This window comes from Opitutaceae bacterium (assembly GCA_015075305.1).
GTDB lineage: Bacteria > Verrucomicrobiota > Verrucomicrobiia > Opitutales > Opitutaceae > UBA6669.
On record JABTUS010000001.1, the window covers coordinates 180,223 to 194,777 of the forward strand.

At 60.4% G+C, this 14,555-nt stretch carries 12 protein-coding genes and 1 tRNA gene; 4 read left to right on the forward strand and 9 right to left on the reverse strand.

Features of this window, described 5'->3' with window-relative positions:
* Position 1: 1 nt before the first annotated feature.
* Positions 2–223, forward strand: a complete 222-nt coding sequence (locus tag HS122_00690; GenBank protein MBE7536912.1) for a hypothetical protein — start codon at positions 2–4, stop codon at positions 221–223.
* A gap of 53 nt (positions 224–276) precedes the next feature.
* On the opposite strand, the gene HS122_00695 is transcribed toward HS122_00690, so the two are convergent.
* The 5 genes from HS122_00695 to HS122_00715 all read right to left on the reverse strand — a co-directional run bounded on the left by HS122_00695 (position 277) and on the right by HS122_00715 (position 6,363).
* Positions 277–1,503: an AMP-binding protein gene (locus HS122_00695; protein ID MBE7536913.1), complete on the reverse strand. Its 1,227-nt coding sequence runs from the start codon at positions 1,501–1,503 to the stop codon at positions 277–279.
* Positions 1,485–2,522, reverse strand: coding sequence for an o-succinylbenzoate synthase (menC, locus tag HS122_00700; GenBank protein ID MBE7536914.1), 1,038 nt, complete (start codon positions 2,520–2,522; stop codon positions 1,485–1,487). Before menC ends, HS122_00695 begins: the two co-directional genes overlap by 19 nt.
* 31 nt (positions 2,523–2,553) lie before the next feature.
* Positions 2,554–4,515 (reverse strand): phospho-sugar mutase, encoded by a 1,962-nt coding sequence (locus tag HS122_00705; protein ID MBE7536915.1) that lies wholly within the window; start codon positions 4,513–4,515, stop codon positions 2,554–2,556.
* A gap of 91 nt (positions 4,516–4,606) precedes the next feature.
* Complete coding sequence (locus tag HS122_00710; GenBank protein MBE7536916.1) at positions 4,607–6,028, reverse strand: UDPGP type 1 family protein; 1,422 nt, start codon at positions 6,026–6,028, stop codon at positions 4,607–4,609.
* 47 nt (positions 6,029–6,075) lie between these two features.
* The gene (locus tag HS122_00715; GenBank protein ID MBE7536917.1) at positions 6,076–6,363 is read right to left on the reverse strand and encodes a septum formation initiator family protein; all 288 of its coding nucleotides are present in this window, start codon (positions 6,361–6,363) and stop codon (positions 6,076–6,078) included.
* 109 nt (positions 6,364–6,472) lie between these two features.
* Here HS122_00715 and HS122_00720 point away from each other — a divergent pair, with 109 nt between their 5' ends.
* The 3 genes from HS122_00720 to HS122_00730 all read left to right on the forward strand — a co-directional run bounded on the left by HS122_00720 (position 6,473) and on the right by HS122_00730 (position 9,481).
* On the forward strand, positions 6,473–7,288 hold the full coding sequence (locus tag HS122_00720; protein MBE7536918.1) for an AAA family ATPase: 816 nt from the start codon (positions 6,473–6,475) through the stop codon (positions 7,286–7,288).
* A 192-nt stretch (positions 7,289–7,480) separates the two neighbouring features.
* Entirely contained in the window at positions 7,481–8,170 is a 690-nt protein-coding gene (locus tag HS122_00725) for a hypothetical protein (protein ID MBE7536919.1), read from the forward strand.
* A 210-nt stretch (positions 8,171–8,380) separates the two neighbouring features.
* Complete coding sequence (locus HS122_00730; GenBank protein ID MBE7536920.1) at positions 8,381–9,481, forward strand: SGNH/GDSL hydrolase family protein; 1,101 nt, start codon at positions 8,381–8,383, stop codon at positions 9,479–9,481.
* Between the two features lie 11 nt (positions 9,482–9,492).
* Here the strand turns inward: HS122_00730 and HS122_00735 are convergent.
* The 4 genes from HS122_00735 to yajC all read right to left on the reverse strand — a co-directional run bounded on the left by HS122_00735 (position 9,493) and on the right by yajC (position 14,530).
* A tRNA-Arg gene (locus HS122_00735) sits at positions 9,493–9,569 on the reverse strand.
* 159 nt (positions 9,570–9,728) lie between these two features.
* On the reverse strand, positions 9,729–11,450 hold the full coding sequence (recJ, locus tag HS122_00740) for a single-stranded-DNA-specific exonuclease RecJ (protein ID MBE7536921.1): 1,722 nt from the start codon (positions 11,448–11,450) through the stop codon (positions 9,729–9,731).
* An 87-nt stretch (positions 11,451–11,537) separates the two neighbouring features.
* Complete coding sequence (gene secD / locus HS122_00745; protein MBE7536922.1) at positions 11,538–14,099, reverse strand: protein translocase subunit SecD; 2,562 nt, start codon at positions 14,097–14,099, stop codon at positions 11,538–11,540.
* An 86-nt stretch (positions 14,100–14,185) separates the two neighbouring features.
* The gene (gene yajC / locus HS122_00750; protein MBE7536923.1) at positions 14,186–14,530 is read right to left on the reverse strand and encodes a preprotein translocase subunit YajC; all 345 of its coding nucleotides are present in this window, start codon (positions 14,528–14,530) and stop codon (positions 14,186–14,188) included.
* Between the last annotated feature and the right edge of the window lie 25 nt (positions 14,531–14,555).

A 14,555-nucleotide genomic window follows, 5' to 3' on the forward strand; every position in this document is an offset into this window, starting at 1 on the left:
CGTGAATCACCCTATTGCCATTCGACTGCGCGAACTCATTCACGCTGCTCCTTTCATGCCCTTCAGCGTCAAGATGGTCGATGGCACCATTTACCACATCCCACACGAAGACTTCCTGGTGATCACGCGCAGTGGACGCGTTTTCTTCGATGACGGCGAAAAGGTTTCCAAGTCACTAAACGTCACGCTCATTGCTGAAATCGACGAACACGCTCACGCCTAAATAGGTCAGCGGTTTTGCTAAACCCACTGCCAGGCTCACCCATTGCTGCATCTTCAACCTGGCCCCAGCGCCTGCCTCAGGATTGCACGGTTCACTTTTCCCTGCTCGTTGCGGGGCCAGGGCTTGATGGGGAGATAGCGTTTGGGTCGGCCATAGGGGGCAAGCGCGCGCTCAATATCAGCCTGCACGCGGGTCCAATCAGGAGCTGTCCCAGTGTCCTCATAGCAAACCACCACGACCTGCCCCCAAGTCGAGTCGCTCTGCCCCAGGACCACCACATCGCTGAATTGCCCACTGGTTCGCAGGACGGCTTCAACCGCAAACGGATCCACCTTTTCCCCGCCGGTAATGATGACCTGATCCCGGCGGCCCACAATCCGAAGCCGCCCCTCGTCATCGATACTTCCGAAATCACCAGTCTCGAATCGGCCGTGAATTGACGCCGGCAAACCCGCGTATCCGCGAAACACCGAATCCCCGAGCAGCACCACCACACTCTCCGCATTGATTTCAATTCTGACATGCGGGAGCGCCCGACCGCAACTGCGGTCACCGGACAGAAACTCCCCCGGCAGTTGCGCCGCCACCATGGCGGCTGTCTCGGTCATGCCGTAACTGAGCGCAACAGGAATGCCTGCAGCCGCGGCCTTGTCCAGCAAGGCGTTCCATGAAGGACCGCCGCCCAGAAAGACCGCGCGAAAGGTCTTCAGCCAGTGGACTGCCGATTCACTCTCCAGCAGTCTTTGCAACTGCGTCGGCACCAGCGAAAGGCAACCCCGCGTACCACGCTCCTTCGGCAGCTCTCCGGCTTGCAGCGATGACCAGTCACCCGCCGTGTAAACGCCGCCCGTCAACGCACAGCGCAGCCAGGCCATCAGCCCGCTGACGTGATGCAGCGGCAGAACTCCAAACGCATCCACGACCTTCTCGCCGAAGTGCCGCTGGAAACCCCGCACGGCCGCCACGAGCGTGCCCTCATCATGACGCGCGAGCTTGAGACTCCCGCCGGTTCCTCCAGTCGGAATGTGGAGCCAGCCCAATCGGGTGGGATTTTCGGCAGCCCGCGCCGTCTGCACAGCCACATCGCAAAGCTGCTCAAATCTGGCTGTCTCCGGCACCGTCCATCTCGGATCCGCAAGAAACACGAGCCCGCCGGCAGCCACACCTTCAGCAAACTTTCGCTGAAACTGGCGCGGATCGGCTTCGCGGACGATGGTTCGGCTCCGCGACAAGCCGGCAAACCGCACTCCCAAACAATCAGCTAGTTCAGCGCGTTCCATGCCCGACAAGAATCGATGTGGGCCACGTCCGCCCATTGAATGAAGGGTGCCAGATAGGGGCCATTCAGACATGGCTCCGCAAAAAGCGGCCACACGCCAAACCCAAGCGCACGCCGCTCGCCCCTCCAGGAAAAAGCGAGCGTGAGCGCGTTGCGCGCGCCCACCGCGGTTTCCAGCGCCGACGAAAAAACCACCTTCGATTTCGCAAGCGCGAGGCGTTCGAGCATCAACGTCGGTTCCGCGAGCAGCGAGGGTTTCACGACAAAAACGCCCGGCCAGCCATTGCCCAGCCAGGTCGCGATGTCGCTCCCGCGCACAAGCGACTCATCCAATGCGACCGGCGTCGGATAATCACCCGCCAGACCCAGCAGCAGATCCTCCGCACCGCGGGCGTTCCAGGCGATGGGCTGCTCAACATGTTCAATCGGCCGCTCCGCACAGCAATCGAGCCAGCGCTCAGACTGTCTGCGATCCCACGCACCGTTCGCATCCAGTCGGAGCCTGGCGCCATCGGGCATTCTTGCAAGCAGGTCGTCCAGGAGCGCCAGCTCCTCACCGATCGGCTCGACGCCGACCTTCCATTTGAAAACACGAAAGCCGATTTCAGTTCGCGCATCGATCTCCTTCAGTGCCGCACGGCCCGCCGGAAGCAGGCAGGCCACCGGCCAGGCGGCGGGCGACGGTTGCTCATCAGCCCTCCCCTCCGCGGCGGCGGAATCGATCTCCATCATGCGTCGTGCCGCGTCAATTGCGGCATGCAGGCATTCCAAATCCGGGGAAATGCGAGTGATGTCCTCGCACGCGGGACGATCCCCAAGCGCCCTCAACGCAGCGTCTGCATCACTCCAGGTTTCCCGGTTGAACCCTGGCAGCGGACAAACCTCTCCAAGCCCAACCCTGCCGGCTTCGTCCGTCAGCCGCACAATGCCTCCTTCCCGTGATGTGTGCACGCCATGGGCCGTCCGCAGCGGACGCAGCAACGGAAGCGAATAGGAACGAAACTCCAGTTCCAGCGACACGGGCGATTCGGCTCCGGCGACGGGGCCCGCGTCAGCTCCCGGCCCGGGCCTTCGCGTCGGATTCTATGAGCGCACGAATGCGGTCGAGTTCGGCGCGAACGGCAGCCTTCACCTTCGGAAGATCGCCGGCTCCCTTGACGTCGGCCCGGCCAAAAACGTAGAACTTCATCTTCGGCTCGGTCCCGGATCCGCGCGCAGCGAAAGTGTAGCCATTCGCGAGCGTGACGAAATAGAGATCCTGCTTGGGAATCTCCTCGCCATCGGCATCAATGATCGTCTGGCGGCCGAAGTCCTCGAACTTGGCGACTGCGACATCGCCGAACGCCTTGGGCGGTGAATTCCGGTAGGTTTCGAGGATGCGCTTGATCTTCGCCGCGCCGGAGGCGCCTTCGTAGTAGAGGTTGACCACGCCCTCGAGAAAGAATCCATTTTTCAAATACAGCTCGTCGAGCTGCTCGGGGATGGTCAGCCCGCGCTCCTTCACCGCAGCCGCAAGCTCGCAGAACATCAGGCACGCGGCATTGGCGTCCTTGTCGCGCACGAGATCATTCGGAAGATAACCGTAGCTTTCCTCCGTTCCAAGCAGCATGAAGGTTGAATGCTCCAGAAGCAGCCGCGCACGCTGCTCGAAGGGCGTCGCGTCGTAGTCGATGGCGACGCCCTTGCGCGCGAGGAGCTCCCGCTTGAGCCGCTCCTCGTACGCGCGCATCCTGGCCGCGATCCACTTGAAGCCCGTCAGCGTGTTGATGACCTTGATTCCATGATTCCGGGCGATCGCGTCCTGCAGCGGCGTGGTCACGAAAGTCTTGATCAGCGCGGCGCGCTGGCTTCCGCCAGCAGGCAGCCAGCCCAGCTCCTTCAGCTTCGAAATGCGGTAATCCGCCAGCAGCGCCCCAATCTGGTTGCCGGTGAGCAGTTCAAGATCCCCGCGACGGTTGCGCACCGCCACGCCCATGCGGTCGCAGTCCGGATCGGTCGCCAGCACCACATCGATCTTCCGTTCGTTCGCCAGGGCAACGGCAAGGGTGAGCGCCTCGGCGTTCTCGGGATTGGGTGACTTCACCGTCGGGAACCGGGCGTCGAACTTCGCCTGTTGCGGAACCTCAACCACCTCGATGCCGGCGCCCCGCAGGAGAGGGGGTGAGGATACTCCGCCGACACCGTGAATGTTTGTGAAGACGACCTTGAGCGGTGTGCGCTTGAACGCACCGGGATCGATTGCAGCGTGCGCCGCCACCGCGAGGTAGGCCTGGTCGGCGCTCGCATCGAGCACGACCACGCCCTGCCTTTGAATGTCAAGAAACTCGCCCACCGCCGAGAGCGGCACGGCATTCACCTGGTCGACAATGGCCTTGTCGTGCGGCGGCACAACCTGCGCACCGTCCTCAAAGTACGCCTTGAATCCGTTGTCGTGCGGTGGATTGTGGCTCGCCGTGATCACGATGCCCGCGTGCGCCTTGAGGTGCCGCACGGTGAAGCTCAACTGGGGCGTCGATCGTGGCCCGTCAAAGATGAACGCGTTTCCCCCGAGGCGCGTCCAGGCGCTGGCCGCGAGTTCGCAGAAATGACGCGAGAAGTGGCGGACGTCATGCGCGATCACCAGTTTCGGCCGATCGAACCGGTGCGTGCTCGCGAGATGTCTGGCGACATGGCGGAAAAGCCCGATCGTGGCCCTCAGGAGCGTGAAGTCATTGAGCACATTGCTTCCCACCGCCGCGTGAGCCGGTGAGCCGGTCTCCGCATCCGGACCACGCTCGTCCGCGGTGCTGACAACGCCCATTGTCCGCCCGCGCATGCCGCCCGTGCCGAATTCCAGGTAGCGAAAAAAACGGTCATTCAGCTCCGCCCACGCCTGTCTTTCGATCAGCTCATCCATGCTGCGTCGCGCCCATTCAGGCAGGCTGACTGACTGCCAGGCACGGATATTTTCCGCTGCGGCGGGAAGCAGGTGACCGGACTTGACGGCATTTGTGAGGGATTCGGCAGTGCTCATGATTGGGCGATGAAGTCAGAAAAACCGGGGCGCGCTGGAAAGGCAACCGTCACGACGCGCGACGCAATCCAGTGATTGGCGCCAGGTGCGGTCATTCGAGGTAAAGACCGTCATGAAGGACGGGCTTTCGGGCAAGGCGAGCCCAGGACTCCGCGAACGAATCCTCGTCGTATCCAAACAACGGCGACACCTCCAAGGCCATCGCAGGCAGTCCCGTGCCGTCCGTTTCCACCGTCACGCCATTCGCCCGCAGCCAGCGCACAGCCTGCCGGATCTGATCGTCACGCGATGTCTTCGGGGAATCCACTCCCTCGGCATTCTTCACCGGGGAGAAGTCGTCGGCACGGCGGGTCTCAATGACAAGCGGTCGATGCGCGAAGGGAAGCGCGTCGAAGACGAACATCTCGAACTTGACGCCGTTCGCCTTCTCCGGCTTCAGCGGATTTCCGGAGCCATCCACAGTCGGAATCTTCTTGTCCGCACGATGGAAAGGCATCACCGCTCCGCCCTCCCCCCGCGCCATGCGCCGGATAAAATCGCGGTTCATGACGTGAATCGCAATCGAACCGGCGGCATAACGCAGCTCACCGGAAACCGGATCACGCTGCTCCTGGAGAGAGGCCGGCAGATCCGAATACTCGACAACGACCGTCTTGCCGCGCAGCACGCAGAAGTGGCCGAGCTTTTCACCGGGGTAGGCCTTGGGGATCATCTTGCTGCTCATTTCCGAACCCGAAAGCAGATGCCAGCCGATGAAAGCAGGGTCGATGCACCGCACCAGCGGATTGTCCACCTGGAAGTAACTCAGGACATCGATCCCCTCCTTCTCCATGAGGTCGAGTGCGCCGCTGCGATGCAGCGCCCTCAGCGCCCCCCCGTGTCCGTCAGGTGAAAGTGCAATCGAACCCGGGGTTTCCAGCATGATCTTTCCGTCAAACGATACCGCGGGCATTCGCCCCTGGCGGAAAAAGTGAACCCTCTCGCAATTCAATCCGAAGAAATTCGACCGAACGAAAAAACCCCTCGTTGCCTCATGATTCTGATGGCTGGTCATGATGAACCAATGCAGCGGCCGGCCGTACCGAATCTCCGCTGCGCGAAGTTTTTCGGCAAAAACCTGGAACAGCGTCTTCCTCCGCACCGGCGTCACCGGGAACGTGCCCTTGGGTCCATCATACCCCAGTCGGGTTCCCTGTCCGCCAGCCACGGTGAATGCCGCGATTCGTCCCGCGCGAAGCGCCCGCCCGCCCTCCTCCTTGGCGCGCGACCACACCTCGCAAGCGCCACCCTTCTCCGGCAGCTTCTCGTAGGGGGCCGGTGAAAGCCCTGAGAGATCCAGGGACGCTGACGCAGCCTGAACGACCAGCGTTCGGTTCAGGCGCTCAACTTCCCCCAGATCAATCTCCGCCGCCTCCGCCAGGAGCCTCTCCCGCTCGGACGCAGACAACTGATCGTAAAACGCAAAAACCTGGCCCTGACCGGCACGATGAAAGGAATCAACAAGAGGATGCATGAAGGAAAGCGGCAGTAGTCGCTTGCCGACAGAAAATCCCAAGGCGCTCAATCCTCAAAGCGAAAAACCATTTCGTCCGGCTTCGCGTAGAGAAGACGTCGCCGGATGACACGCTCCACGTAGGACGGGTCCTCGCGCAGGCGTTGAAGGACTTTCTCCTGCTCAGACAGGCGCACCTGCAGTTCAGCCAGGCGGTTGCGCGCGGCTGTCTCCTGAATGCGCAACTGCCCAAGCTCGCGCCGCGTCTGCCAGAAAAAACCAGCGGACATCACGCCCACCACGACGAACAGCGAGAGGTAGACGACGATGATCAGTTTTCGAACGTTTACGGCCACGGCAGGATTGGAGGGGATTTACACAAAACTGTAAATTCTGTCCTCAACGTTTTTTTCACGGGAGATTTGTAAGCAAGTTGCCGATGTTCAAACCGCAACCACACACGCCATGTACCAGAGTTTTTATGGGTTCACGGAGATGCCGTTCAACATCACCCCTGACCCCAAATTCCTCTATCTGAGCCCGACCCATCTTGACGCGCTGCAACATCTGAAGTTCGGCGTTGAACAGAAGAAGGGATTCATCGTGCTCGTCGGGGAGGTCGGCTGCGGGAAAACCACCCTCTGCCGCCGATTCCTGAACGAACTCGATTCCAAGCACTGGGACTCCGCCCTGATCTTGAATCCGCGGGTCAACGAAACCCAGATGCTGAAAGCGATCCTCACTGAACTCGGCGAAACCAAACTCGCCCGCAATCAACATGACCTTGTCGCCCAGATAAATCGCGTCCTCATGAGCCGTATCGAGGCTGGGCGCGACATCGTGTTGATCATCGACGAAGCGCAAAATCTGTCGTTCGAGGTTCTGGAACAGGTCCGCCTCCTGTCGAATCTTGAGACTGACAAGCAGAAGCTGCTGCAAATCGTCCTTATGGGGCAGCCAGAGTTGAAAACCATGCTCGCCCGGGAGGAACTCCGCCAGCTCCGGCAGCGCATCCTGATTCACTACGAACTCTTTCCCCTGAATATCGGTGATCTCACGCACTATGTTCATCACCGGCTTACCCTGGCTGGCGGACAGGGCCGCCCCCATTTTACCAACTGGGCGATTCGTGCGGTGCAGCGGGCATCGCGCGGAGTGCCAAGGATTGCAAATAATCTCTGCGATAAGGCCCTTCTGGCCGCATTCTTGCGCGAGTCCGATGAAGTTACTTGGAAGGACGTCCGGCGTGCCGTTAAGGACGTTGCAACCCTTACCAACTAAGCGCTCCGGCATGGCCCATCCGACGTTAACTGCCAACTCCCGATTCTTGACAGCCAACCATACCCGCGCATGAGCCTGATCAACGAAGCCCTCAAGAAAGCGCAGAAGCAACGCGCGCATGAACCCCTGAGCTCAATCCCGGTGTCCGCTAATGCGCAAGCATCACCACGGGTGATCAAGCGTAAAGAGCCGATGCCCGCGAAGACGCTTGTCGTTGTCGGCGCGCTTTGCGTCATCCTGGTCGTCGCCCTCGGTGCCGGGGGATGGTACGTCTTCAAGGAGAGTTCGACTCAGATCGCCGCCAGCAGCACCAATCAGGCTGCATCGTCGCACAGCACCGATACGCATCCGGCAAAAGCCGGCAATCCCTCGCCCGCCGATCCAGCCATCGCGACCGTTTCGCTGCAGCAAACGGCAGCTCCCGGGACAAGCGCGGCGACCCCAGCCGGGGTGACCACTGTGGCCAATGCTGCCACAACCACCACATTGGTGATTTCACCGGCAAATTCGAACGGAGCCGGTCCCTCAACTCTCGTCGCGTCAAGTACGCCTGCCGGTGTGCCACCCTCAGAGCAACACCAGCCCCAGGCCGCCTCCGCCACACCCACGCCAGCTCCGGCGCCAGTCGACGTGATTCAGATTACCGCGGCGGATTTGAAGCACAGCATCCCTCCCAATCCTCAGGCACTTGCGGTTGTTGACACATTCAAGGTCTCTGGCATCCGCGCTTCTGCCTCCGACCCCAAAGTTCTCCTGAACGATCGAGTCTTTCGCCTGAACGATATCGTCGAACGCACGTACGGTCTGAAACTCACCGAGGTCCACGCCGATCGCCTGCTCTTTGTCGACGACGCCGGAGCGACCTACACCAAGACATTTTAGCCGCCTGCCCCCGGCTTCCGAGACACTCCGGAAATGCCGCGAGAGCGGAAGTGCGGGGACTCTTATTGGAGTCTGTCCCTCAACGCCCATTGAAACAACCTGCCCCTAATTCGATCACACGTATCCCGGTGCAGATGCCCTATTCCGGGCGCAACCCTCAATGCTACCTTGATGGATGGCGACCCATCGGCACGCTGTCACCCCATCGAAATGGCCACGTCCAACTTTTGCCTTCGCATCGGATTCAGCCTTGCAACGATCGTTCTCGTTGCATCCGCCGACCAGATTTATCCCAACGACCCTCGCATCGAATGGACCGGCGCGGCATTCGCCAAGACCAGCACAGAACTCGTCGAATTTTGCCGATTCTCAGATGCCTGCCTGGTTAGCACCGAATCCTACTTCAAAGTCGCAAATGCAAAGACCACCACGGGCGTGGTCATTCGATTCACCACGACCAGCGCGAAAGTCACCGCCCGTTTCCGCGTTCTACCAGGAGAAAATCGCGGGTCAAGATTTGGCATCCGGCAGAATGGGAGGCTGATCACCGAAAAGAGTTTCTCCAAAACCGAATCCAACCCAGCCCTTGAAATCCTGTCGGAGGCTCCCGGGACTGCCGTGACCTACGAGATTCTCATGCCGATCTTCTCAAACTGCGGCCTGACTGGGCTGGATGTGTCCGACAGCACGCTCATCGCCAATCCGGTCCGGACGCGACCCGTCTACGCGGCAATAGGCGACTCCATCACGCATGGCACCGGGCAGACCGCGACAGCCGAAACCTATCCCTGGCTCCTGTCCAATCGGATGGGCTGGACATTGAACAATCTTGCCGTTGGGGGAGCGAGGGTTTCCCCGTCCGTCGGCAATGATCTCAAGGGGCGAAAAATCGATGTCATCACCATCATGCTGGGTTTCAACGACTGGAATATCGTCAACGATCCAGCCGTGTACCGGGCAAACTACAGCGCCCTCTTGGAACACATCCGCATGCACCAGGCCGATGCCACCATTTTCTGCATCACCCCACTGCCTTCAAGCCGGACCAAATCCCCTGGAGCAAATGTTGTCACGTCACTTGAGCCCTATCGCGAAGTGGTCCGCCGTCTTGTCGAGAGTCGCATCAGCACCGGCGACAGACGGCTCCATCTCATCGAAGGACCGTCTGTGGCAACGATCGCGGATCTAAGCAAGGACGGCACCCACCTCAGCGTGACAGGTGCAGCCCACGTGGCCGACTCCCTCGAAGCAGCGATCAAAAAGTTGCACAGCGCCGAGCTCCAGTTGAAACCCATCCGCCGTGGCCCATGATTTGCTGAGAGTGGCGCAGCCGTAGGGAGTCGAACCCCAAACCTTCTGATCCGTAGTCAGATGCTCTATCCAATTGAGCTACGGCTGCGTGGTGGAAGGGAGGAAGAAGCAAAGTCAGCCCACAGAGTGCAAGCGCTTTTTTTCACAAACCAGTCAATTGGACCATGGCCCATGGCTGCAATCAACGGTACATCCCAGCCTCCCCTGCCCCAGGCGAAAGGCAGGCAGGTGCATCGCCCTCGACGAGTTATTCCGACCCGCTGGTTCGCCAGTCTATCAGCTCGAGCTGGAGCAGCTTGCGATCATTGAAATGGTTCCAAATGAGTTCCACCGCCAGATCAAGCGGCACGCCCACAGGCGGAACGCGTTCCGCCATTTTCCAGGCGACGCCAAAGAGCCGGCGTCCGCGCGAATCCTCAATGGAGAATCGAAAATGCAGGCTCTTGAACACCTCCGGACGCTGACGCAGCACCACACCCCGGATGCCAAACACAGGCTCCGGGTTTCCCTGTCCGAACGGATGCAGTTCCTCCAATTCCTCCATGAGCTGCTCCCGAATCTGATCCAGCGTCAACCAGGCGGAAAGCGGCAGAAACGCCTCGAGCTGGCACCCATTCACATGAGCCTGAACTGCCTCGGCGAAACGCGTGCGGAATTCCCCGATGAGCGACGTGTGCACTGAAACACCCACGGCCATCGGATGTCCGCCCCATCCCTCGAGCAAATCGGCACAGGTGCCCAGAACCTCCACGAGATTCACGCCGTCAACGCTGCGCCCCGAGCCCTTGGCCATTTCTCCTTCATTGCCCAAAACCACGCAGGGGCGGTTGTATTTCCTGCTCACCCTCCCGGCAACGATTCCCACCACACCCGAGTGCCAGGTATCTCCATAAAGGACGATCCCGGGCAGATTCGCATAGCGCTCCTCCACAATGCGCTCGGCTTCCTCCGTGATGGATCGCTCGATTTCCTGGCGCTCCCGGTTGAACGCATCCAGTTGACGCGCCGTCTGCGCGCAGAATGCCTCGTCCTCGCTCAACAACAGCTCCACCGACAGCGCCGCATCCGCCAGCCTTCCCGATGCGTTGATGCGCGGACCAAGACGGAAGGAAATGTCCACAGGCATTATCCCGAGGTCGGGCTTCACGCCCGCAACCGCCATCAACGCGCGCAAGCCTGGACGCTCCGCACCCTGGAGAATGCGAAGTCCAAATCGGGCGAGTATGCGATTCTCCCCGTGGAGCGGCACCAAATCCGCAACCGTGCCCATGGCCACAAGGTCGAGATAGTCCCGAAGCCTGATCTCCCGCGCCACCGGATGATCCTCTGACCGCAGCAGCTTCAGCAGGCCATGGCACAGCTTGAAGACAAGCCCAACGGTGCAGAGATCCCGCCAGGCACCGTCCTCATCCCCGGCATGCACATGCGGGTTGATCAATAGCACCCCTTCCAGCGCCCTTTCCTTCGAACGGTGGTGGTCGATCACCATGACCTCGACACCGCGCGACTTCAAATATGCAGCCTCGTCATGCGAATTCGTTCCGCAGTCGAGGGCGATGAAGAGCTGGGGAAGACCCGGTTCAATCGCGCGTTCGATCGCGCTGCGCGAAAGGCCATAGCCGTCCTCCATCCGCCGGGGAACAACGAAGCGCGGATTCAATCCAAATTTCCGCAGAATGCTGACGAGGAGCGCGGTGCTGCTGACTCCATCGACATCGTAGTCGCCCAGAACTACGATCTCCTCCTCCCGCACGATCGCCTGCCGCAGGCGCGCAGCCGCCGCGTCAAGATTCCGAAGGAGAAAGGGATCCTGAAGCTCCGCAAGCGCCGGGCGGAGGAATTTCGCGGCCAGCACCGGCTCACGCACGCCGGCACGAAGCAGAAGCTCCGCAAGCACGTCGCTTACCCCTGCGGCGCGACAAAGTGCTGCGACGTCCTCAGCCGGAAATGGCTTGTAGATCCAACGCATGATGTATCCGACTTCGAACGCATGGAAACCGGCGAAACCTGCCGATCCAGGTCCGTCGCCATGTCAGGCGGCGGACCGTGCGCTCGCCTATCGGGATGCCTTGCTGGCACCCGTCCACTCGTAGGTCGGCTTGACGTCCTGATGCTTCTCCACGCGCTTCCGGTCGCCCCGGTGCCACCAGAAGAAAACCTGGGCGGCAATGAACACGGCGGAAAACGTGGCCGTCACGATGCCGACCAGAAATGTGAACGAGATGTCACGCAGCACGCCGCCCCCGAAGAGGAACAGTGAAAGCGCGGCAAGAAAGGTTGTCGTCGACGTCATGATCGTGCGCGCGAACACCTTGTTGATGGCGGAGTTCACCACCGTTCGAAGCGAACTGGTTGGATTGTCCCTCATCTCCTCCCGGATGCGGTCGAACACCACGACGGTTTCATTGATCGAATAGCCGGCGATGCAGAGAATCGCGGCAACCATCGGCGCCGAAAACTGGTGACCGAACAGCACGAAGATGCCAATGGTCATGAGGATGTCGTGCAGGGATGAGAACATCGCGCCGATGCCGAAGCCGAACTCGAACCGGAAGGCTATGTAGACCAGGATGGTCAGCATTGAAACGCCCACCGCGAGCATGGCGGTCCACTGAATCTCCTTGCCGATCGACGCACCGATGTGGCTTTCACCAACCTTTTCAATGCCGGCGGAAGGAAATGCCTTTTGCAGAGCTTCAAACACAACGCCCGACTTGCCCTCGGGCGTCTCCAGCTTGAGCGTCTCCCTGCCCGACGTCTGCTCGCCAATCGAACTGATCGTTGTCACGTTGATGTCGGTCACTCCCACGCTGCGCGCGGCCTCACGCACCTTTGCCACGTCCGGCTTTTGATTGAAGCGAAGTGTGACAAGATCGCCGCCGGCAAAGTCGATACCGTAGATCCGGTTCCCCTTGTAGGCGACCACGGAGATGCCGAGGATGACGATGATCCACGATCCGATGAACGCCGGTTTGCCGTACTTGACCCAGTCAACATGAATATCCTTCAGCATGCGGCGCATGGACATTTTCTTGAGAATGCCCGACTCCGTCAGCAGCTCCATGACGAGATGCCCGGTGATCAGAACTGAAAAAAGCGTGGATACCACGCCGATTGCCAGGGTGACTCCGAATCCCTTTATCGGTCCGGTTCCGAGCCAGATCATGATGGCGCAGATGATGAGCTGGACAAGATGGGCGTCCATGATCGTCGTAAGCGCCTTGACGAATCCAGCGTTGTTTGCGGTGACGAGATTCTTGCCGGCGGCGATCTCCTCCCGCATGCGCTCGAAAATCAGGATGTTCGCGTCGACCGCCATGCCGATCGTCAGAACAATGCCGGCGAGTCCGGGCAGCGTCATGGTGGCGCCAAAGCTCGCCATGATCCCCAGAATGATGACGACGTTGACCGCAAGGGAAAAGACCGCAACCAGGCCACCGGTCATGTAGAAGGTGATCATGAACGCCGCGACGGTCGCCGCTCCGATGATGGATGCGCGAATCCCGCTGGAGACGGCATCCTCGGCCAATGAAGGACCAACCTCGAGCTGCTCTTTGATCTGCAGGGGCAGATCGAGCGGGTTGTTGAGGACATTCGCGAGATCCTCGGCATCGCGCTGCGTGAAACTGCCGGAAATTTCCGCCGAATCATTGTCGATCTCCTCACGCACCGTGGGCGCCGACTGCAGCTTTCCATCGAGCACGATGGCCAGCTGGCCCGTCCGGCCGGTGCGCTGGTTGTTCTCGGCTATAAGGCGGGTGACGGCGGCGAAGCGCTTCCGTCCCTCCGCCGTGAATCGGAGGATGATCTTGAAGCGGCCATATTCATCCATGACCGCGTAGGCATTGGCCATGCTCTCCCCGGTCATCTCGGGGATCCGTTTCACAAACAGGTCCTGCGTGGTGATGTCGCCATTTCGCGTCTCGTTGCTCAGGGTCAGCACCTCATAACCCAGCGGGGTCTCAACACCGGGGCCCGGAATGGCCGTCGGATGCACAATGCGAAACTCGAGGCGCGCCGGCTTCTTCACACTGTCCACCACCTCGGGATTGTCCTTGGTGCTGACGCCGGGGAGCTGCACCTCGATGCGATTGTCTCCGATCGGGCGGATGATGGGCTCGGCCACACCGAGTCCGTCGATGCGCTGGTGAAGGATTTCAACCGCCTTCGCGAGCTTCTCCTTTCGCTCGTCCGGTCGAACCTCCGAAAGCGCCTTGTCGTCGACCTCGAGGGTGAACGCGATGCCCCCCGCGAGATCAAGCCCCGCCTGGAGCTTCGCCTTGGAACGCTTCAGGAGTTCGTCGAGAAGCAGCGAGTTGCGCCGGTCGATGTTCCTGACATCGCCAAGATTGATGTTTGGGAAATATTTGAGCGCGAGGTCGATCCTGCGCTCCTTGGCAATCTGCTTGAGCGCCACAAACGGCGTTTGAGGGGGCTGCGCTTTCGCGGCGCGAGCGATCGCCTCATCAACGAGGGAGGCGAACTCCTTTTCCTTGGCTGTGGCCGCCGATTTTGCGTAATCGACAAAGTCACGGCTCTTCAGCGGCAAAAGCGTGACAAGTGCCCAGGCCAGTATGGCTAGGCTCAGCACGATTTTCCAGATGTTGCGTTTGATCATGGGGAGCTTGGTTAAAGTCTGGCCGATCTCATGCCTCGGCAGGAGAATCAGTGCGCCATCCGGTCGGGCCGGGTGAACCCGGATGCCTATTTCGTGGCCGTGGTGCTGTCAGCCTTCTTCACGACCGCATGAACAAAGCTCTTGCCGAGCTCAATCTTCGTGGTGTCCGCCACCCTCACGATGAAACGATCATCCTTCACAGCCGTCACCGTGCCGTAGACTCCACCCGTCGTCACGATTTCATCTCCCGGCGCCAGGGACGCCAGCATCTTGGCGTGCTCCTTCTGCTTCTTGCGCTGGGGTGCAATCATGAAGAAATACATGGCACCGAAAATGAAGATGATGGGCAGAAACTGCAGGATTGGGTTGCCGCCCGGCGCGGCGGGAGCCTGCGCAAGGATCGGTTGAACAACGGCGGACACGAGAGGCATTGAGCGATTTGCGTGTTGAAGGTTT